The sequence below is a fragment of the Leptospira adleri genome (assembly GCF_002811985.1).
GTDB classification, from domain to species: domain Bacteria; phylum Spirochaetota; class Leptospiria; order Leptospirales; family Leptospiraceae; genus Leptospira; species Leptospira adleri.
Genome location: NZ_NPDU01000044.1, coordinates 16,170 through 36,757, shown reverse-complemented (window position 1 = coordinate 36,757; position 20,588 = coordinate 16,170). Strand labels below are relative to the sequence as shown.

Annotated in this window: 20 protein-coding genes; 16 read left to right on the top strand and 4 right to left on the bottom strand. The window is 44.1% G+C overall.

Features of this window, described 5'->3' with window-relative positions:
- Positions 1–3,080, bottom strand: a 3,080-nt coding sequence (locus CH376_RS15855; RefSeq protein WP_100788184.1) for a SpiroCoCo family coiled-coil protein, incomplete at its 3' end; no start/stop codon positions are given.
- 189 nt (positions 3,081–3,269) lie between these two features.
- Between CH376_RS15855 and CH376_RS15850 the strand changes: the two genes are divergently transcribed.
- The 7 genes from CH376_RS15850 to lmtA all read left to right on the top strand — a co-directional run bounded on the left by CH376_RS15850 (position 3,270) and on the right by lmtA (position 9,763).
- Positions 3,270–4,031 carry a class I SAM-dependent DNA methyltransferase gene (locus CH376_RS15850; protein ID WP_100786381.1) on the top strand — a complete coding sequence of 254 codons (762 nt, stop codon included), beginning with the start codon at positions 3,270–3,272 and terminating at the stop codon, positions 4,029–4,031.
- A 158-nt stretch (positions 4,032–4,189) separates the two neighbouring features.
- Positions 4,190–4,486, top strand: coding sequence for an STAS domain-containing protein (locus CH376_RS15845; protein WP_100786380.1), 297 nt, complete (start codon positions 4,190–4,192; stop codon positions 4,484–4,486).
- A 58-nt stretch (positions 4,487–4,544) separates the two neighbouring features.
- Positions 4,545–5,468: an ABC transporter ATP-binding protein gene (locus tag CH376_RS15840; protein ID WP_100786379.1), complete on the top strand. Its 924-nt coding sequence runs from the start codon at positions 4,545–4,547 to the stop codon at positions 5,466–5,468.
- Positions 5,465–6,220: an ABC transporter permease gene (locus tag CH376_RS15835; protein ID WP_100786378.1), complete on the top strand. Its 756-nt coding sequence runs from the start codon at positions 5,465–5,467 to the stop codon at positions 6,218–6,220. Before CH376_RS15840 ends, CH376_RS15835 begins: the two co-directional genes overlap by 4 nt.
- A complete protein-coding gene (locus CH376_RS15830) occupies positions 6,217–7,920 on the top strand; it encodes a GldG family protein (RefSeq protein ID WP_100786377.1) in 1,704 nt (567 codons plus the stop codon). Before CH376_RS15835 ends, CH376_RS15830 begins: the two co-directional genes overlap by 4 nt.
- On the top strand, positions 7,917–8,921 hold the full coding sequence (locus tag CH376_RS15825) for a DUF4340 domain-containing protein (protein ID WP_100786376.1): 1,005 nt from the start codon (positions 7,917–7,919) through the stop codon (positions 8,919–8,921). The genes CH376_RS15830 and CH376_RS15825 overlap by 4 nt, the downstream gene beginning before the upstream one ends.
- Positions 8,922–9,010: 89 nt before the next feature.
- Positions 9,011–9,763 carry a lipid A Kdo2 1-phosphate O-methyltransferase gene (lmtA, locus tag CH376_RS15820; protein WP_100786375.1) on the top strand — a complete coding sequence of 251 codons (753 nt, stop codon included), beginning with the start codon at positions 9,011–9,013 and terminating at the stop codon, positions 9,761–9,763.
- Between the two features lie 254 nt (positions 9,764–10,017).
- On the opposite strand, the gene CH376_RS15815 is transcribed toward lmtA, so the two are convergent.
- The gene (locus CH376_RS15815; protein WP_100786466.1) at positions 10,018–10,806 is read right to left on the bottom strand and encodes an LIC_11490 family protein; all 789 of its coding nucleotides are present in this window, start codon (positions 10,804–10,806) and stop codon (positions 10,018–10,020) included.
- Between the two features lie 3 nt (positions 10,807–10,809).
- Here CH376_RS15815 and CH376_RS15810 point away from each other — a divergent pair, with 3 nt between their 5' ends.
- Positions 10,810–12,144, top strand: coding sequence for a hypothetical protein (locus CH376_RS15810; protein ID WP_100786465.1), 1,335 nt, complete (start codon positions 10,810–10,812; stop codon positions 12,142–12,144).
- The gene (locus CH376_RS15805; protein WP_100786374.1) at positions 12,144–12,608 is read left to right on the top strand and encodes a chemotaxis protein CheX; all 465 of its coding nucleotides are present in this window, start codon (positions 12,144–12,146) and stop codon (positions 12,606–12,608) included. Before CH376_RS15810 ends, CH376_RS15805 begins: the two co-directional genes overlap by 1 nt.
- Positions 12,609–13,036: 428 nt before the next feature.
- On the opposite strand, the gene CH376_RS15795 is transcribed toward CH376_RS15805, so the two are convergent.
- Both CH376_RS15795 and CH376_RS15790 read right to left on the bottom strand, forming a co-directional pair.
- Complete coding sequence (locus tag CH376_RS15795; RefSeq protein WP_100786372.1) at positions 13,037–14,029, bottom strand: hypothetical protein; 993 nt, start codon at positions 14,027–14,029, stop codon at positions 13,037–13,039.
- Positions 14,026–14,640, bottom strand: coding sequence for an LIC_11485 family protein (locus tag CH376_RS15790; protein WP_100786371.1), 615 nt, complete (start codon positions 14,638–14,640; stop codon positions 14,026–14,028). Before CH376_RS15790 ends, CH376_RS15795 begins: the two co-directional genes overlap by 4 nt.
- 137 nt (positions 14,641–14,777) lie before the next feature.
- On the opposite strand from CH376_RS15790, the gene CH376_RS15785 reads away from it, so the two are divergent.
- The 7 genes from CH376_RS15785 (at position 14,778) to CH376_RS15755 (ending at position 20,584) form a co-directional block, all read left to right on the top strand.
- The gene (locus CH376_RS15785; protein ID WP_420843562.1) at positions 14,778–15,500 is read left to right on the top strand and encodes a Crp/Fnr family transcriptional regulator; all 723 of its coding nucleotides are present in this window, start codon (positions 14,778–14,780) and stop codon (positions 15,498–15,500) included.
- A gap of 290 nt (positions 15,501–15,790) precedes the next feature.
- Positions 15,791–17,224, top strand: coding sequence for a cytochrome-c oxidase, cbb3-type subunit I (ccoN, locus tag CH376_RS15780; RefSeq protein ID WP_100786370.1), 1,434 nt, complete (start codon positions 15,791–15,793; stop codon positions 17,222–17,224).
- Positions 17,221–17,910 (top strand): cytochrome-c oxidase, cbb3-type subunit II, encoded by a 690-nt coding sequence (gene ccoO, locus CH376_RS15775; protein ID WP_100786369.1) that lies wholly within the window; start codon positions 17,221–17,223, stop codon positions 17,908–17,910. The genes ccoN and ccoO overlap by 4 nt, the downstream gene beginning before the upstream one ends.
- Positions 17,911–17,917: 7 nt before the next feature.
- A complete protein-coding gene (locus tag CH376_RS15770) occupies positions 17,918–18,064 on the top strand; it encodes a cytochrome oxidase maturation protein (protein WP_069607514.1) in 147 nt (48 codons plus the stop codon).
- A gap of 3 nt (positions 18,065–18,067) precedes the next feature.
- On the top strand, positions 18,068–18,601 hold the full coding sequence (locus CH376_RS15765; protein WP_100786368.1) for a cbb3-type cytochrome c oxidase N-terminal domain-containing protein: 534 nt from the start codon (positions 18,068–18,070) through the stop codon (positions 18,599–18,601).
- A gap of 140 nt (positions 18,602–18,741) precedes the next feature.
- On the top strand, positions 18,742–20,067 hold the full coding sequence (gene ccoG, locus CH376_RS15760; RefSeq protein ID WP_100786367.1) for a cytochrome c oxidase accessory protein CcoG: 1,326 nt from the start codon (positions 18,742–18,744) through the stop codon (positions 20,065–20,067).
- A 22-nt stretch (positions 20,068–20,089) separates the two neighbouring features.
- Entirely contained in the window at positions 20,090–20,584 is a 495-nt protein-coding gene (locus CH376_RS15755) for a FixH family protein (RefSeq protein ID WP_100786366.1), read from the top strand.
- Positions 20,585–20,588: the final 4 nt, after the last annotated feature.

Sequence of the window (20,588 nt, the reverse complement as noted above, 5' to 3'; positions counted from 1 at the left end):
AAGTCGACCATCAAGTCTTCAATCTTTTCAAACTTAGCTTCGACGGAACGGATTTCTTCCTTTTTACGGAACAAAGATTCGATTCGGTCGTCGGTTTTACGAACGGTCTCCGCAATTTCTTTTTCTCTCGCTTCCAGAATTTCGACGTCGTTTTGAAGAGAATAGAGTTTGTTCGTAAGTCCTTTCGCCGCTTCTTTGTGAGCGTCAGTTTCGTCGAAAAGCCCTTTGACATCTTCGCGGACGGATTCGAGAGTTTCGAGTCTCGCAGTAAGATCCCCGAAAGTCTCTTCCATCTCGAGAGCTTTCTCTCCAGCATTGAGAAGTCTTGTGAAAGTATCTTCCCAATCGGAAGAACGGCTTTGGAGTTCTTCGAATTCTTTGCGAAGAGAATCTGAGGATTCCTTGATCGATGTAAGCGAGTCCAATCTGACTTTCAGATCTTCGGTTTCCGATACGAGAGAATGTTTGAGAGTTTGTAATTCGTCTAACTTTTCTTCGAGTTCGTTTAACAAAGGAGTTCTCTTGTCCGCTCTCGAAAGAAGTTCTTCCATCGTTTGTATATAAGAATCCGTTCTGTCCACGACTTCGCTCGCTTTCTGAAAGAGTTCTGCTTTTTCACCGAGCTCTTCCATTTTGTCGGTGATTTCTTCGACGCGAGAACGTAAGTTCTCGGCTTCTTCTCGGATCTCGTTGACAAGATTCGTTTTTGCGTTTGCGATTTCTTCGAGATCGCGTTTGAGATCCAACTGAAGAGTTTTGTATTCCTGCATGGAATCTTTGAATTCTTCTTTGCCTGAACGTAAGAATTCTTCGGAAGCGGCTTCCATCTCGCGCAGTTGATTTTCAAGCTGCTTCTGAAAACCTTTCATCTGTTCGTCGCTGTTCTTGCGCGACTCCCTCAGGGATTCTTCCAGATTCTTTTTTACGTCGAGGATATATTTGCTGATTCTTTCCTCGAGTTGTCCAAGTTGAAGTTGTCCCTTGTCCATTAGAGAAGTGAGTTGTTTGGAAATTTTGGCGTCGATCGTTCCGTTTAAACGGCTGATCTTCTCTTCTTGTTGTTCAAAAAAATCTTCCGCGGAACTTTTCAGTTTATCGAGAACGCGTTCAGCGTCTCTTCCCGCGTTTTCCAGATTGGATTCCACGTTGTTGCGGACTTTTTCGGCGTGGATCTCGAGAACCTTTTCGTTTTTCTTGACGATCTGTTCCATCTTATCGATGGTCCCTGAAAATTCTTCCCGAAGATTTTGAAGGATATGGTTTCCTTCTTCTTTGATGTTGCGCAGAGATTCGCCGAGACGATCGGAAACGGAATCTCCTTCTTTTTGAAAATTGGACTTATAACGGGAAACGAATTCTTCGATTCTATCTTTTTGAATGTTGTATTCGTTTTTGAATTCTTCCAGGAGTTGTTTTCCCTCGACATGAACTCCGCCGAGTTTTTCCTGAAGATGAGAAACTGAATCCTGAGTGTTTAAGCGGATCGTTCCCAATTCTTCTTCCCAATAACGACCGAGGTTTTCGAATCTCTGATCGATCTTACGCACTTCGTCGTCGACGGTTCCGGAAAGAAGATCGATCTTTCCTTCCACTTGGGACAAAAGATCTCCGGCGCTCGATTCCATCGCGGACTGAAGATCGCCTAAGTAAGAATCCACGTCCTTGATCCGAGTGGAAATCTGTTTGTCGAGAGCGACGATCGATTGACGAACCGCTTCCAAATCCTGTTGAATGAGAGCCGATCTTTCCGAGTGAACCTTGGCGAGTTCGACGTCGAAACTTTCTTTGAGCGAGGAAATTCCCGAGATCGTTTTTTCTTTCGCCTCGTCCCTCGCCGAATCCAACGCGGAATGAAAATCTCTCAGACCCAAGGAAATATCTTTTTTAAGACTGTCGGACTCGCTTCTTAAATTGCTGCTGATTCGGTTGAACTCTTCTTCGAAATTGTCGATCTGACGCAAAAGCTCCGACTTTCTCGCGTCGGCTTGTCTGAGAAGTTTGTTTTCCGCTTCCAGATATTTTTCCTGGAAGAATTGGATGGATTCGTTGATCGATTCCGCCTGACGTCTTGTTTCGTTGAGAATTTCGTCTCTTCGAGTCATCGTCTCGAGGCTCATTCCCTCGATCTCTCTTCGGATCGCGTCCACTTCGAGTTTGACCCCGTTGATAAACGCTTCTTTCGAATGAGTGACCTGTTCGAGAATCCGATCCAGTTTGTCTTGGACCGATTTTTCGGAAAGTCTCGCCATGTCCTCGAGTTTGCGGTCGGCGGCTTCCGCTTTTTCTTCCACGCGGGAATCGAGTCTTTCCAGTTTATCGCTTACGGTTAAGAATACGGTCTGGAGTTTTTCCGATCTAAGATCCAAATCTTCTTCTTTGTTTGTGATCGTTTCAAAAAGAGAAGTGATTTCGGAACGAAGCTGTTCTACCCTTCCCACGGATTCTCTGAGCAAGGAAGTTGTATGAGAATCGAGAGTTTCTCTGTAGTTGGATGCGATCGCGCTCAAACCCTGATCGATCTTATCGTTTTTAATTTCTAATAATTCTTCCAGTTCCACGATCTTGGAAGCGAGGGATTGTAAGAGTTCGTCGGAACGAAGATTGACCTTATCGGAAAAAACTTCCAGGATCGCTTCCGCTTCGGAGCGAAGGTCGAGAATCTTCTGATCCAAAAGTTGGATTTCTTTTTTACCGGATTCCATACGAAGAAGTCCCTGTTGGATCGCGTTCGATTCTTCCCGAATGTCCGAGGAAAGTTGAACGACTTCCTTCAAGTCTCTTGCGACGCTGTCCAGAAAGTCGCGGTTGGTTTTGATGGATTCTAAAAGTTGTCTGGATTCTTCGTTTAAACCGTGTACGTCGTTTGCGAGTTTGCGGGTTTGTTTGAGACTGATTTCTAAATCGATTCCTGCGTCTTTTACGGATTGAATCTTTTCCAGAGCGATGTCGTTCAACTCGTCTTGAATTTTTCCGGTAAAACGTTTGATTTGACTGAGTTTATAGTTGGATTTATCTAACCTTCTGAGAAGGATTGTAATTCCTACACTGGCTATAAACGGCAGGAGTAATTCTATTCCCATTGAATTTTGTTTACCATAGACATAAGAATTCGAGTATCGGACCGGAAACCTGGCAACTCTACCGTCAACTTCCTTACTAGGAAGGATTGAATTCTAAAAAGAGTTGAAATTTCCCTGGAAACATTATGTCTCATCAAATTACGATTGACTATTGGAAAGATCGTAAAAAGAGCAAGAAAAAATTAAATTATGCTTAAAAAAAAGCCTTATTCCGGCTTTTCGACCGTATATGATGCAGTTATGAAGGATGTCCAGTATGATCGCTGGGCCGAATTTATCCTTTCTTCTTACGCAAATCATAGCGAAAATTTCATTCCGAAAACGGTTTTAGATCTGGGTTGCGGAACCTGCAAACTTTGGGAAAAATTTCCCCGATCGATCCAATGGACCGGTGTAGACTCAAGTGCGGAAATGCTTGAAATCGCTCAAAAAAAGCCGATTGACGGAGATTTTATTCACTCGGATTTACTCAACTTCGACCTGGAAAACAAGGCTTTCGACCTGATTCTTTCCACGCATGATACTCTCAACTATCTCAAAAACGAATCCGAACTCAAATCGGCTTTTCTGCGGATCCGAAGACATCTTTCTCCTCGCGGTTTGTTCTTTTTTGATCTGAGCAGTTTATACAATTTCAAAACGCATTTCGACGGACAGACGTTTCACGAACGGGTGGGAGACTACAAAATCCGTTGGAAGAATCGTTTTTTTGAGGAATCCAATCGTTTAGAATCCGTTCTTACCTTTTCCCACAAACAAACCAAAGAAGAATTTTCCGAGATTCACGAACACACTCATTTTTCAAGTGACCAGATTCGAATGCTTCTTAAGCAATGCGGACTCGAACTTTTGGAAGAAGGTTCCGATTATAAGGGATGGTTTTTAGAGGAAGACGCCTCTTTGTTAAATTATATCTGCCGAAGTTCAGAAATTAATTTACGAAATCGATGACATATATCATCTTCTTAGGATCGCAACTTATTGCGTCTACAACTGTAGAAATAGAAGAACGAGTCTTTTTCTTACGGAAAATTTTCCGTAAGAAAAATTCAAAACATTCGAACAAGTCGGAAAACTGAAAAAGATAAAGGGAATTTAAGGAAGATCGTATGTCAAAATTCAACGTAGAAGGAAAATCCGGAAAGGTCGTCATCGATACGACGGTAATCGACGGTTATGATAAAATTTTTGACGAGGTTTCCAGAAAGGCTTCCAATGGAATCATTTCCGAAGTGGAGTTCCAAGTAGAGAGCGTAAAAAAAATCACATCCAGCGGAATCGCAAAACTGCTCACTCTAAAAAATCTAATGGATAACTTCGGAGTGAAGATGAAGATCAAAAACTTAAGTCCGGATCTTCTGGAAGTTTTGAGAAAATTCAAAGTGGACGGTAAGCTGGGCCTGTAAGGTTCCTTAAAAAACGATTGCCGCGCTTCGTTGCTTCCGCAGTTTTTGTGATATCCCAATGGGAACAATCTCCGTCAGTCAACTCACTCGTGCGTATTCGGGAAAGATCGCGGTTTCCGATCTCAGTTTTGAAATTCCTAAAGGAAGAATCACGGGCCTTTTAGGTCCGAACGGAGCCGGTAAGACGACGACGCTCCGACTTCTGACGGGTTATCTCGTCCCCTCTTCCGGCTCGATCCGCTTTGACGGGTTGGACTTTTTAGAAAACAAAATCGAAATCCAAAAAAAGATCGGATATCTTCCGGAGGCCTCTCCGATCTACTTGGATCTTACAGTTTACGAATATCTTTCCTTTCTGGCTTCCGCGAAAGGAATTCCTAAGAATCTTTTAAAAACCAAAGTTGAAGCCGCGGCGGAACTTCTGAACCTCGGCGGAGTTTTTTATAGACCGATTTCCTTTTTGTCAAAAGGATTTAGACAGAGAATTTCCCTCGCGGGATCGATCATTCAAGATCCTGAATACATCATTTTGGACGAACCGAGCGACGGTCTCGACCCTCTTCAAATCGGTGAACTCAAAAATCTGATTCGTACATTAGGAAAAACTAAAACGATTCTTTTTTCATCGCACGTTTTGCAGGAAGTCGAAGAAATCTGCGATCATATTCTGGTTCTATCGGAGGGAAAACTGATCGCCGACGCTTCCGTTTTTTCGATTTCGAAAGGTCAAGGCTGGTTCGTTTCCGCCGAAACTACGATCGAAGAGATGCGCGGATTCTTCCCGGAAAATTTCTATGAAATCGAAAAAACCGGCAAAATCGAAGAGGGTTTTCAAGAATTCAGAATCGTATCCTCCGAGTTCCAAGCGGAAGACGCGTTTGAAATTTTAAAACACGCGCCCTTTCGAATCCGATCCTTGATTCCGGAAAAAAATTCTTTGGAATCGGTTTTCGAAACGCTCACTGGAAAAACAAAAGAATGAATCCTTTCGATCTTTTTGCGAAATCCTTTCGAAACGTTAAGACGGTCTTTTGGAAAGAATTTTCCGTTTATTTGAATTCTCCGATCGGAACGATCTTCGCCGGATTCTTTTTGTTTCTGACTTCGTTTCTTTTTTTCTTTGGATTCGGAGACAGTTCCTTCTGGGATCTCAAATCGGCGAGTATGGAAGCCTATTTTCTCTGGGTTCCGATCCTCTATGCGGTATTTATTCCGGCGCTTTCCATGCGTCTTTGGTCCGAAGAAGAAAGAATCGGCACTTTAGAAATTCTTTTTACCCTTCCTTTTCGCGAGTTTGAGCTGGTTCTAGGAAAATTTTTGGGCGCCTGGTGTTTTTTGGGCTTTGTACTTTTGTTCACGCTTCCGATTCCGACTACGATTTTTTATTTAGGCGACTTGGACTTGGGAACCACGTTTGCCGGTTATCTCGGAATTTTTCTTTTGGGAGGAGCCAATCTCGCCTTGGGAAGCGTCGTATCGTCCTTGACGAAAGATCAGATCAGCTCTTATCTTCTTGGTCTTATCGTATGTTTGTCGTTTTTTCTTTTGGGTTATAGACCCTTTCTTCCTTTTTTCGGCCCGGACTTGAGCAGGATTCTTTCGTTTTTTTCCCTGTCCAAACACTTTGAAACGTTCCGCATGGGAATTTTGGACGGAAGAGAGATTTTCTTTTACTTGAGCTTTTGCCTAACGTCATTATATGCTAATATTCTCATATTGAGGTCGAAACGATGATCTCGAAATTCAGAATCTTCTTTTTAAAGTTGAACTCCAGTTCTTTGTTTTTATTTTCACAGGTCTTTTTGATTTTCCTTTTTACGAACGGAATCGTCGGACATTTCGCTTGTAGAAAGGATCTTTCGGTTTCGGGACGTTTTGAGATTTCGAAAAGTACGAAATTCATATTCAAAAATTTGAATCAACCTCTTTTTATAGACGCATATTATTCTTCCGAAGTTCCGGGAGAATACAAAACCGCTCTGAATCTCGCCAAAGAATTGTTAATCGAACTAGGTTCGCTCGGCGACTCCAAGGTCGTTCTAAGATTCCACGATCCGGATTCTTCGGAAAAGGATCGAAAAGAGGCGATCGAATCCGGAATCGCTCCGCAGATTTTGGAAAAGAACGAAAGAAATTCTTCTCAGATCAAACAGGCGTTCATGGGAATCACACTTTCGCTCGGTTCTCTGAAGGAAACGATCCCGGTCGCGTTCTTTGCGGAACAGATAGAATATCAGATCCTTACCACGCTTCGGAAGATGATTCGTAATCCGGGAGAATCCGGTATCGCGATCCTAAACGTTCCCGGAGTTTTATCGTCGGATCCTCCCGGACCGGCGAGTGGAAAAGACAGCGTCGGAGTATTCGTTCATCAGGTTCTCAAAGAAGAATACGGACCGGTCACCGAAATATTGTTAAACGAAGAAGAAATCGGCGAAGAAATCCGCACCCTTCTGTGGATCGGGTCCGGATCTCTTTCGGAAAAAGGCGCGTATCAATTGGATCAATTTCTGCTCAGAGGAGGAAGTCTGATTCTTTTTGCTAAGTCCATGGACTTTCGGATGCAAGCTCCGAATCGTGAGGAAGGAATCGGAATGTCTCCTACCGCCGCGGGGATCGCAAGACCTACGGAGGATATCGAAGAATTGAATTCCGTCTTTTCTTCTTACGGTTTTCAAGTGAACAAAGATATCGTTCTCGACTTGGAACATTCCCTGCCGACCGGTCCGCTTATGGAAGTCGAGCCGGGAGTGATCGGAAGATTTCCGTATCCGCCTTGGATTCTCGCGGACAAAAAAGGGAAATTGTTAAGCGAAGTAAGTCCTTTCACCGCGCCTTTACAAAGCATTCTCGTTCCCTGGTCTTCGAGTCTGAGTTTGGATCCTGCAAAACAACCAAACATAAATATACAACCGATCCTTTTCGCGGGAGAAGAATCCGAAGTGCGCTCCGACATCGTAGCCTTGGGCGAAAAACAGATTTTCGCAACCCCACATCAACCTTCCGGGAAAAAACAAATCTTGGGAGCTCTTCTCGAAGGAAGTTTTAATTCCCGTTTTAAAAAAGCGCCGGACGCAAAGGATGAAAAAAAGTTCCTTTCGAAAACTCAAGATGGAAAAACTTCGAGAATTCTTGTGATCGGTTCTCCATATATCGTTTCCGACCTGCTCGTTTTCCCGGAAACCAGAGAAATATATCAGGAATCGAATATTCCGTTTTTATTAAATTCCATCGATATTTCTTCGGGTGATACGGACCTAATCGAAATTCGCGGCAAAAAATCCGCTGTGTTAAAATTAAATCCGTTTACCGAAAAGGAAAAATTCTTTTTGAGTTTCCTAAATCTTTTGGGAATCCCTTTTCTTCTCGGTCTATATACGTTTTTGCGAATTCGATATCGAAATTCCTTTCGAGGAGAAAAAGAAACAAAATGAACTTCGATTCTTTTCCGGCGACATTCGTTTTCGGATTTTTCAAAAAAGAAAAAGCGCTCTTTCTGTTTCTAACCAATGTCGTCCTTGGAACCGTGTTTTTCCTGACCTCGGATCCGTTTTCGATTTTTCAAAGGACGTATCAAAACTCGGAACCTTTTTTCCCCTATAAAAGTTCCGAAGTGGAAACAATCCGAATCGGAAGAAAAGGACACGAAATTCTTCTGGAAAGAAAAAACGGAAGTTGGATCGTTCAGGACGGAACCGCAAGACCCGATATTCAAAAAATTGAATCTCTTCTCTCGACACTTTTGAAACTCCGAAAATTCTCTAAGATTGCCTCTCGATCGAAAAATCAAAACTTCGGCCTAAACGGAGACGAGCTGAAACTGGAGATCCGGACCGAGTCAGTTGATACGGGGAAATTGGAGATCGGCGTTTCCGGAAAGCAGGAAAAAGGAACGTTCGTCCGAGATCCTGAAAACGAAGAGATCTGGTTTGTGGAGGAAAATCTAAACTCGGTCGTCGGTCGGGGAAACGAGAACTTTTTCTTTTCCGATTTCCTGTTTCCCCAAGAGACAGATATATCAGTAATTCATACTATTCTCATAGACTTTTCCGTAAAAAAAGTTTCTCAAACCCGGATCAAACAAACCTCTCCCGATCGCTGGGTGATTCCGAATTCTGATCAAAGTCACTGCTGGGGAGAAAACTGCAGGGACTGGGTCGAAAAACTTTTGAAAACGAAGGCCGAAAGAATTCTTAAAAAACCGTTTCGCGAAACGATTCAAAGTCTTTCCTCCTCGGAAAAACTCAAGATACAATTCCTGAATGAAAAAAAAACGGAACCGATCTACGAGATAGAATGGATCGGTAAGACTTCGCAAAAAGAACCGATCTTTCGAAGCGGGAAGGATTCCGTTTTGTATGTTCTTGATGCGGAATTCTTGGATCGGTTTCAGGAAAGATTCGATTGGATGAATTCTTCTCCGGATTCTTTCTGAACCCTTCTCGACCGAAGGTTCGATTCTCTATTGACAGACGGGAGGCTTCCAATTTCATTTCACAAGAAATCTAAAATTAGGACGAAAGCATGGCTTTGATCGAAGAATTTGAATCTCAGGGGAATTTTCTATTTCGTTGGAGATCCTACATCCCCGGAATCATTTTGATTCTCTGCCTTGGACTTTTGCCTTTTTATCAGTTCCCCGGAAATTCTTATACGTATCATCTCTATTACCAAGCGATCTGTTTAGGAATCAGTCTATTGGGTCTTTTTGTTCGCAGCTTTGTGATCGGTTACGCGCCGGCGAGAACTTCGGGAAGAAACACAAAAGAACAAGTCGCGGACGTCGTAAATCAGGAAGGAATTTATTCTCTGATGCGTCATCCTCTTTACCTCGGAAACTTTCTTTTGTATTTAGGAGCCGTTCTCTTTCTGAAGAATTTTCTGATAGCGGCGGTTTTTATTCTTTTTTTCTGGGTATATTACGAAAGAATAATGTTCGCGGAAGAACAATTCTTGAGAAAAAAATTCGCAGACGCGTATCTTTCCTGGGCGAATTCGGTTCCCGCTTTTATTCCTAAGTTGAGTGGTTATAAAAAACCCGGGCTTTCTTTTTCGATCCGAAACGTGATCAAAAGGGAATATCCGAGTCTTTTCGGAATTCTCGCGATCTTCAGCGTCTTTGATCTGGTGGCGGTTTACTTTAACGAGCCCGTGAGCAATCTCATGGAAGCGATTCGGCTTCCGCAGATCATCCTCTTCGGGGGCGGTCTGATATTTTACGTTCTTGTAAGAATCATCGTAAAAACGACCCGTCTCCTTCACGTGGAAGGTCGTTGAGAAAAGGAAGAAACGACCGAAGATTAAGCGACTCGATCGTTTCGATCGCGCTTCGTTGGAGCTCCTGCAAAAATTGAAAAGCAAATTCTATCTGCAAAAATTATGTTTTTCTGATAGAGCAAAATCCTCGAGGTTTGCCGCCGCCGAAACTCAATGATCGCTCCCTATGAGTCGCTCATCACCCCTCCACCCAAGATCTGGGTGGGGCATGCCGATTTTTTCAGAAGAGCGTAGGAACTGCTACAAATTCCCCTCTAAGAAAGAAACGTCTTCGAAGAACTTTCTAGATACGATTTGAGATGACTCGTTTCTTTAGTAAAAAAGACCGGAACCGGATAATTGGGCTTGGAAGGAATCAAGACGACTCCTTCGTCGAAGAATAATATTTTTTCAATCTCGGAAAAAGAATAACGATAACTGCTGTTCAAGGCTTCGAAAGAAAGGGAATCCTTACTTTCGTACAACTTTCCGGGACCGATTCTTTTCAGCCCTCTCAAGAGATCCGGAGTCAAAGCCTCTTTTTTATCGGCGAGTTTTTCAAACGGAAGATCCCGATTCTGATCCAAATACAAAAGTCCTTCGATTTCGAATCGAACCTCCTTCACTTCCTCGTCCTTCTTCTCTTTAACAAAAGAAAACGAAGGAGACTCCGATTCTTCCAGAACTCGAATTCCGGAGGGACCTGTTTCTTGAGAAATAAATTCATCATCCTCGTTTTGGAAACTTTCCGATTGAGATCCGGAAGAAGGATGGGGGATCGGACTCTGTTTCGGAATCTTTCTTCCTTCCACGAATAAATTTTCGAGATGTCTCTGCTTTTCGGCATTATCCGTCTGAGAAGATCTCTTATTGGAGGCGAGAATTTCTCCCGCCCTCTTGGCGTTCGGTCTAGAAATCAGGTAGTCGATTTCGGAATTCCCGGACCGAGGCGAGCTAGATTTGGACGTGGAACGCTCGGACCCGGAACCGTTCGGGTTCAAAGAGACGTAGATAAAACAAAGAAGTCCCACAAGGATGAGTGCGATTGCGATAAAGAGCATCATTTTATCTATCTGTCGATTGAGCGGGTTTCTGAAGCGTTTTTCTCACTTTTCTCCTTTACAGAAATATTCCTTCACAAACCCTTTCAGTTTACAGATACAAACATGGAATTAGAAAACGTTTCTCTCAAAGACAAAATCATCCGCGGCGTAGTCGCAATCTTTCTTTTCTTTCTTGTGAGCGGTTTGATCATCACTTTTCTCCCCGGAGACGCCGAAAAGAGCTTTTTCGACGTAATCTCGGGGCGTTCCAACGTGAACGCCGGCAAAATCGGAGATTATTCCATTCCGATGGATTATTTCCAGGCCGCGAGAAGAGATTGTTTTTTTCAATACAGAAGCATCGCACCTTCTCTTGCGGAAGATCCTGCAACGCTTCAATCCTGCGCTTTTCAAACGATCCGAAGCCTCGTAGTCACCAAACAGATCGCAGACGCGACCGGATTTTCCGTATCTGAAACCGGAATTCGGGAAGAACTTTCGGATGAGGCGAGAAGAATTCACAGAGAATCCATCGGCGGAGCCGGATATTCCGAGGAAGACGTTCGCAAACCCGAAGCCATCTACAAACAAATTCTAAATTCTGCACCGATGCAGTACCGGATCGATCGTAAGAATGCAAGCGTTCTCTATGATTCTCTTCTCAATTCCGATCTTAAAAAAACGGACGGAGAAATCGGAGTTCAAAAAGAATCCACATCGGCTCGCGTTCAATTGAGAATTCTTTTTTATACCGACGATCAGCTTTCCAAACTCGCGGAAAAAGAAGCTCCGATTTCGGACGAGATCCTAAGAGCCAAATACGAAAACGAGAAAAAAGACGGGAAACTTCCGAAGAATAAGGACGGAAAGGAAGTCAGTTTTGAGGAAAGAAAAAATTTCCTCAAAAGCAAAATCCTTCTGGAGAATCGATCGAAATCTCAAGACGAGTGGAAGGCGAAATTAAAAACCCTACAAGAAGAACCGGACGGATTGCAAAAAATCGCCGCGCTTCTGGGGACTTCGATCCAAGATTACAAGGATCAAACTCTTCTCAATCTCTGGGAATTGAAGTCCGGAAACCAGACGATCCGTTTGGGAAATAACACCCAATTTCTGAAAGATTTGACAACGGTCGCATTTGGGACAAAAAAAGTCGGAGGTCCTTACAAGGATTCCGAAAAAAATGTATTCGTAGAATTTGCTTCCATGGAAATCAATTCGTCTAAAATCAATACTTCCCAGGGACCCGATTTGAGAGACAATCCAAACCTGATGAATGGATTCGTAATGGAAATCAGCCAGGCCCTTCAGGAAAAATACCCGATTGAACGAAGGATCGGTCAAAAGGCAGAAGAATAATGCAAATCCGGGCTGAACTGGTAAATCCCTTTCTCGAAGCGGCGACCATCGTTTTTAGAGATGTCTTAAAGACGGACCTCATTCGAGGAAAGATCGGAATCAAAGACAGCCCTGAAACCAATCTTGAACTTTCGATCGTCATCGGTGTGATCGGAACGTTTAACGGAGAGGTTGTCTACGGTTTGAATTACGACGCGGCCTACAAGATCGCCGGAGTTTTGATGCCCGGAATGAGCGAACAGGATATCAAAAACGAATACAAGGATATCTTGGGCGAAATCGCAAACATGACAACGGGAAATGCGATGAACATCTTTGCAACGTCGGGTCAATCGATCGAAATAACCGCTCCGAATATCATCGATTCCAAAAACGAAACATTAAAGATTCCTAAAAAACCCTCTCTCGGAATCAGCTTATTTTCCAAGTTCGGAAAACTCGACGTAAACGTTTCTCTTACATAAGAATTTCCTAATATTTCTTTTTTACAGCTTCCTCGACCGTTTTCGCTTTTGTGAGAATGGTTGACGGATGTGATTACCATTCGATGTTACGAAGTTGACGCATAAGGAAAACATAACATCCCGGACTCGGTTTCGCGCCTTTAAATCTTATTAGAAGAAAAAATCTTAGAAAACAACAATTTCAAAAAGTTTAATTTGTCGTAGTTCCGACAACGCTGAAGAATCAGATTCTACTTGCGAAAAACGAGATTTTCTGATAGAGAGAAAGCCTCCCACTTTTTCCCGCGGACCCGCCTCCTCCACCCATTCTGGGTGGGGGCGCGCCAGTTTTTACGAAAGATTGTCGTAGTTCCGACACATCTTTACAAAAAACATCTTTTTGCGGGGAAGGTAGGATTCTTCTTTTCGAAACGAAAATTCTTTCCAACTCAATAGTATCGACGTTTTAGAATTCTTCGGAGTTCTTTTACAAACGGAGAATCTTCGGAGGCATCCGGATTCATGCGAGTGAGATACGTCTTCGCCCAATTCTCCGCTTCCTCGTATCTTCCCTGATCTCCGTAAATTCTCGCGATAAGCGTAACAGCCTTTTCTAAATTCTGCTTCTGCGGATCAAGTTCCGGTTTTTTTTGAAGAAGTCTCACGAGCTGCAGAAGATATCTCCTTGAAGAGTCTTTTCGATCCGTTGAAGAAAGCATTTCTCCGAGTGAAAGAAGAGAAATCGACTGGAAATTTTCAGGAGCTTCAGTGATAATTTTGAGATATTGCGATTCGGCTTCGGGAATTTTTCCGTTTCCTCTCAAGGCGCGAGCGACTTCAAAAACCGCCTTCCATTTTTCTTCTTCGGAATCGATCTGTTCCGTGATAGAACTCGCGTCATTCGCGCTTTCGGCGGTAAGTCTTGCGTCTTCCAACTTGGATGCGTTAGCCGTCTTTCCTTGTCCGCTCGCCTGATTGAATTCGGTTTTAGCGTTATTTCTCTGATTTTCTCTCAGACGAAGAACACCCTTCTTATATCCGCTTTCCGAAGGATCTTCCTTTTTTTTATCCTTCTTCTTTTTCAAACTCGTCTTGGAAGAATTCGGAAGCGTGGTCTTTTCGGGAATTCCGGTGGATTCTTCCGTAGAAGAATCCTTGGAAGCGATCTCGTTGTTTCCGTTTCCAGGGGAAGAAGTGGATACGTTACTCGTCTTTGAATCGGCTCCGCCGCCGCTCGCCGCAGAATCCTTTTTTTCCGAAGGCAAAGCCTTGGATTCTTCAGTTTGTGTTTTTTGAAAGCCCGTCTCGTTCTCCGGGGCGACGTCCGGCTCTTGGAAAGAATTGGAGGATTCTTCCGGAAAAGGAAGTGGCATATCCGCTTGGACGGAAAAGGAAATTCCCAAAAAAAATCCGGAAAGAATCAAGAGCTGAATCCATTTCATCTCAGTTCAGGCGATCCTTTTGAATTGTTTTTAGGAGGACGGATCAGACTCGGCCTGTCTCCGTTCGAAGTATTTCCGTTCCCGCGATCCGGAGTTACGGTTCCCGGATCTTCGAGTCTTCGGTTCGAGTCCGGAGTTCTTTCTCGGTCTTGATTCGGAAGGGAATCGGATTCAGTCGGAAGTTTCGGGGTTCCGCCGCCTTCCCTTCTTCCTTCCCTCAGCGGATCCTTTCCTTCCGTAGAATTCGATTCCGGCAAAAGTCCGCTTTTCGGTTTTTCTCTTTCATATCGATCGATTTCGAGATTGGAGGATTCTCCCGTTCCTGAAAGATCCGGATCGCTGTAGCGGATTGATTTTCGTTTTCGGTTGTAATTGCGTTCTATATCTTCTAAAAACAAAGCCTTACGATCCAATTCTTTGGCCTGGTCCTCAAAAGCCGCACCTTCCTTTCCGCGTTGAACTCCAACGAGTATCGCTAAAGAAACACCCAAAACGGCTAAGGAGATTCCGGTATACAAAAGCGTTTTCTGTACTTGAGGCGGCAAATTCCGGGAAAGATTGTCTATGGAGGACATCCCGGATTGGAGCTTATCTTTGAAATTGAGATCCATTGTTTATAGTTTCGGCCGTTTTCCCAATTCTACAAAGAAAGAGAAAAATCTCGAACGGTTTTTTTGATCTTCATTTTTTTACCGTCCCATCGCTTAGAGAACAAAATGCATTTACAATCTCGAAAATCGCGGAGAGCCTGGGTTTTGTGAACGAGGATCATCTCGCCCCTGACTGTTTTTTTTGTTCAAATCGACACAAATCCGTTTTGAAATGTGTTTCGATGGACACCCTCGATAAGATCAATTCCAGCAAAGAATTTAGACATTTCCGTAAGGGTGAAATCGTAATCCATTCAGGCGATAAAGCAGACGGTTTTTATTTTATCAAATCCGGTTGCGTGCGGATCTTTCGAAATTCTTCTTCCGGCAAAGAACAGACCTTCTCCATCCGAAGATCGGGAGAATGGGTCGGTTTTCGAGATCTTTTGGCGGGAAAAACGTTCTCTCAAAACGCGGAAGCTCTGGAACCCGTCGAAGCCTGTTATATCCAAAAAGGGATTTTAGAAGATCTGATGAAGGAAGATCCAAAACTTCAGCTGGAAATCCTCAAACAAATGGCTCTCGAATGGAAAGAATTGGAAGATCAGACTGTGGCCCTAGGGACCAAACAAGTCCATAGCAAACTCGCCGAACTTCTCATCTCCTTCCAAACCGCCTCGGGGAACGAACCCGAAATCGAATTGAATCTCACAAGGGAAATCATGGCCTCGATGGTCGGAACGACTACCGAAACTTTGGTTCGGGCGCTTTCCGATTTTAAAAATCGGGATTGGATTGAAATTCACAAAAACAGAATTCGCTTTTTGAATCTGGAAGCTCTGCGGGGAATTTCGAATTTGGAAACTCCCACACACCACTGAAGTCAATTCTGAGAAAGAATCTCAAAACCTTTTCATCTTGGAAAGCCCATATTCCTCCGGACCCTTTTTCCCTCAACTCCAAGCAATCCCGACGAACTTGACAATTATCATGTCGCAGATCAATGAAACCGCGCTGGGATTTCTTTTCTTTCCAGGTCGGTTTTCGTATAAGGTAAAATAATAGAACTCTAGATTAAAAAAGGAATATTCTATTTTCTTAAAATAGTATATAATTTTTTGACTTTGAGAGTTTAGACCGAAGGAATAATCGAATCAGGAGACAAAATCTCATGAGCCAAACGAACGCCAAATACAACGATTCAATCGTAAAAGGGTTCATCATATCGGCTATGGTTTGGGGAGTCGCATCCATGTTAGTGGGTGTTCTCGCCGCATTTCAAATGGTTTATCCGGAACTGAATTTTACGCAGTATTTCAGTTTTGGAAGAATCAGACCCTTGCACACAAACGCAGCCATCTTCGGATTTGCACTGAGTATCATCTTTGCAACCGCGTATCACCTGATCCAAAGACTCTGCAGAGTTAGAATCTGGAGCGACTCTCTGGCAAAGATTCATTTTGTTTTATACAATCTGACGATCCTGCTCGCGGCGATCACTCTTCCTTTAGGACTCAATCAGTCCAAAGAATACGCCGAGCTGGAATGGCCTCTGGATCTTTTGATCGTCGTTTGGTTCGTGATCTTCATCGTGAACTTCTTTGCGACGATCTTTACGAGAGAGGAAAAACAACTCTACGCGGCGATCTGGTTTTACATAGCTTCGTTCGTTACCGTGCCTATTCTTTTTATCGTAAACAACCTCTCCGTTCCGGTCGGACTGACTAAGTCCTATTCGGTTTTCTCGGGAGTTTACGACGCAAACATCCAATGGTGGTACGGACACAACGCGGTCGCGTTCGTTTTAACGACTCCGTTCTTGGGTTTGATGTATTACTACTTTCCGAAACATATCAAACAACCGATCTACAGCCATAGATTGTCGATCATTCACTTCTGGTCTTTGATCTTCATTTATATCTGGGCGGGTCCTCACCACTTATTAAACACTCCTCTTCCGGAATGGCTTCAAACGACCGGTATGGCGTTTTCGATCATGTTGTGGATGCCTTCTTGGGGCGGAATGCTCAACGGATTTCTTACCTTGACGCAAGCTAAGGAAAAAATCAAGACGGACGCTCTTCTCAAGATGATGCTCGTTGGGATCACTTTCTACGGTATGTCTACGTTCGAAGGACCTCTTCTTTCCATCCGCTCCATCAGCGCACTCGGTCACAACACGGACTGGATCGTGGGTCACGTTCACTCCGGAACTCTTGGTTGGGTGGGAATGATGTCTTTCGCTGCGATCTACTATCTGGTTCCAAGATTGTGGAACACCAATCTCTATTCCGAAAAACTTGCGAACACTCACTTCTGGCTGGCGACGCTCGGAATTCTTCTTTATATCGTATCGATGTGGGTTTCCGGAATCACGGAAGGTTCTATGTGGAGAGCCATCGATTCGAAAGGATTTCTTCAATACCCGAACTGGGTGCAAATCACCGAGGTTCTCAAACCTTTCCGCTTCGCAAGAGGCGTGGCCGGAGTTCTCTATTTGAGCGGAGTTTTTGTTATGATCTATAACGTGATCAAAACGATTCAAACTTCCGGTTCCGGCTTTCAAGAAGTGGATCTGAGAGTGAAAGAAGGAGGAAAAGCATGAAACTATTCGACATACTTTTGGATTGGTTTTCCGGTTTTACCGATCAGTGGGAAAAACAAGGAGTTAAGTTCACCGTTTATACTACGATCGCGGTTTTGATCGGCGGTATCTTCGAGTTGATTCCTCCGTTTTTCATCTCAAGAACCGCGGTTCCGATTCAAGGAGTGAAACCGTTCTCGGCTTTGGAACTCGCAGGAAGAGACATCTATCAAAAAGAAGGATGTAACAACTGTCATACACAAATGATTCGTCCTTTCAAATGGGAAGTGGATCGTTTTGATCCTTCCAAATCTTACGGAAGAGACGGTTATTCCAAAGCGGGAGAATTCGTCTACGATCATCCGTTTCTCTGGGGATCCAAAAGAACCGGGCCCGATCTCGCTCACGAATCTCAGATCCAACCTTCTTACGCGTGGCATAAAACTCACTTGATCAATCCAAGAGACACTTCTCCCGGATCCGTTATGCCCGCTTATCCTTGGTTGTTCGAAGAAAGTGCGAAAGTGAACGCGGAAGAAATCGTGAATCACATGAAAGGTCTTTCCAAAGTCGGAGTTCCCTATACGGATGCCGATTATCTTTCCGCCGTAAAAGAACTGGAAGGAAAAACGGAAGGAGACGCGCTCATCGCCTATCTCCTCAAGTTAGGAAAGGACACAGCAGAGTTGTCCAAGTCGATTCAGTGAGGCAAGTATGGAACTGGAACTGATTCAAATCTACAAGTTTGCAAGACTACCAGTTCTTGTTTTGGCGATCGGTCTTATCACCGCGTACGTCTACAACAAGAAACGCAAGGTACAAATGGAAGATCCAAAGTATAGAATGCTGGAGGAGGACTGATCCATGACGCATGATTCAAATAAAGATTTCGACGGTATCAAACAATCGGACAATCCGATGCCGGAATGGTGGAAATGGATCTTCGTGATCTGCATCGTAGTCGCGGCGGTTTATTCGATTTACTATCATAAGTTTTCGAGCTGGGAACAAGACGTCGCCTATGAAAACGAAGTGAAGGAACACGAAGCGAAATTCCCGAAAGCCGTTGCGGTAACGAGCAATGACGGAAGCAATCCTCTGCGTGGAAACGCGGACGCGATCGCGGAAGGTGAAAAAACTTTCAAAACGGTTTGCGCAGCTTGCCACGGTCCAACGGGACAAGGTTTGGTCGGCCCGAGCCTGATCGACGCGGAATGGATCCACGGTTCGTTGGATTCCGAAGTTTACGCGACGATCATGAAAGGCATCGCCGTCGACAAAACGAAACTGGGAAGAGGACCGATGCCTCCGCATGAAAATTCTCTCGGTTCCGAAAAAGTGTATCAGGTGATGGCTTGGCTCGCGACCCAAAACGCAAGTCTCAAGGCGTCCAAGTAAGTTTATGAAATCCTTGGATGGAATCTTAATTCTGATTTCGATTTCGTCCAAGGTTCGATCGTTTATACTCGGGGAAGAATGTAGAATGCAGACTGAGTTTTGTTTCTCATTCTTTCCGGAGACCACTAAGGAGGACTTTTGTGGTCATCTCCAGGCATATTACCGGTAAGATCCGTTCGGCAAGATATTTAGTAGAAGCGATCTTACTTCCCGTTTATTTTTTTCTTCCTTGGCTCCGTTGGGGCGAACATCCATTCATCAGGCTCGATATTCCGAATAGAAAGTTTTATCTGCTCGGAAATATTTTTACTCCGCAGGAAGGATACTATCTTCACCTATTCTTGATAGGAATGGGACTTTCCCTGTTTTTCTTTACTACTCTCATCGGAAGAGTCTGGTGCGGTTGGGCCTGTCCTCAGACCGTTTTTACGGATGTCTTCGACTGGATCGGAAGAACGATCCTCGGTTCCAAATACGGAAAAAAAGACGCGTCAAAACCCGGCAAGGCGCTCGTTCACTTTCTCTGGATTCTCGTGAGCATACTCGGAGCCTTGGCTTGGGTTTCCTACTTCGCGGATCCCTACGAAATGATAAACGAAGTCAAATCTTCCGCGTTTCTCGCGAGCCCTCCGGTATGGACTTACTTTACCGCGTTTTTTACCGCTACCCTATATCTCGACATGGCGTTCGTGAGGGAACAATTCTGCAAATACGCCTGCCCTTACGCAAGATTCCAAACCGTGATGATGGACGCGAATTCGGTTAACGTTACCTACGACTTCAAACGAGGCGAACCGAGACGTAAGGCGGGAGTTCAGGAAGGAGACTGCACTGCGTGTAATCTATGTTTGGTGGTCTGTCCCACGGGTATCGACATACGGGAAGGAACGAATGTGGGTTGTATCGCCTGCGGAAAATGTGTGGACGCCTGTACAAAAACCATGGGAAAGGAAGGCAAAAAAACCCTGATCGGATATATGTCCGAAACACAGGCCTATCAACCGGGAACGAAAGTCCGATGGATTCGTCCGAGGAGTTTGGTCTACGGAACTCTCCTGCTTTGCGTTTTGATCGCGGCGGGAACCCTTCTCTACAATCGAGTTCCGCTTTACGCTAACGTTCTTCCGGATAGAATCATACAACCTATGGAAGTTCCCGGCGGGTTGGTAAGAAATTTTTACAACGGACATCTATTGAATCTAACCTTCGAACAACGAGAACTCAAAGTGGAAGTCGCGGACAGTACTCTTAGATCGCCCGTACATATTTTGTTAGGCGGAACGGAAAAACCTGCGATTCAGGTTTCAGGCAACGATTCTCAGGATTTTAGAATCATCCTCGAAACGACGCCTCTTCCGGAAGACAATTCCAAGCCGACGCATCAGATTTCCCTTCGAATCACAGACTTAAAGAATCCGAATTTTCAATTAAAAAAGACAATCCCGTTTAGAATCCCGATCAAATAAGGATAGAATAAGGAAAAATCGGATGGCACTACACAAAAGTATGAAACTCGCCTTTGTCTGGATCGGAGTCGCATTCGCGGCTCTGATCGCCGCGACCGTAGTAACGATTCGTTACGCGAGTGAAGGTTATACGGGACCGATCGAAAAAGGGTATTACGAAAAAGGACTCAACTATGAAAAGTCAATTCTCGAACAAAGAAAAATGATCGCTGAAGGATATTCCTACGAGAGCGAACTCTTTTCTTCTCCGCAGAATATCAAAAAAGGAAAAAACTTATTCTCGATTCGATTCAGAAAAGCGGACCGACCGGTAACGGGAGCAAAATTGAATATTCTTTTGGAAAGAGGCGCGACCGACGAATGGAATCGTTCGATACCCTTGACTGAAGATCCGAAGAATTCCGGCACTTACCGGGGAGAGGTTGAAATTCCGGAAAGCGGTTTATGGATCCTGAATCTGCAGGGAGAAACCGAGGGAAGAATTCTTCAAAAATCGGCGGAAGTGAATATTCAATAATTCT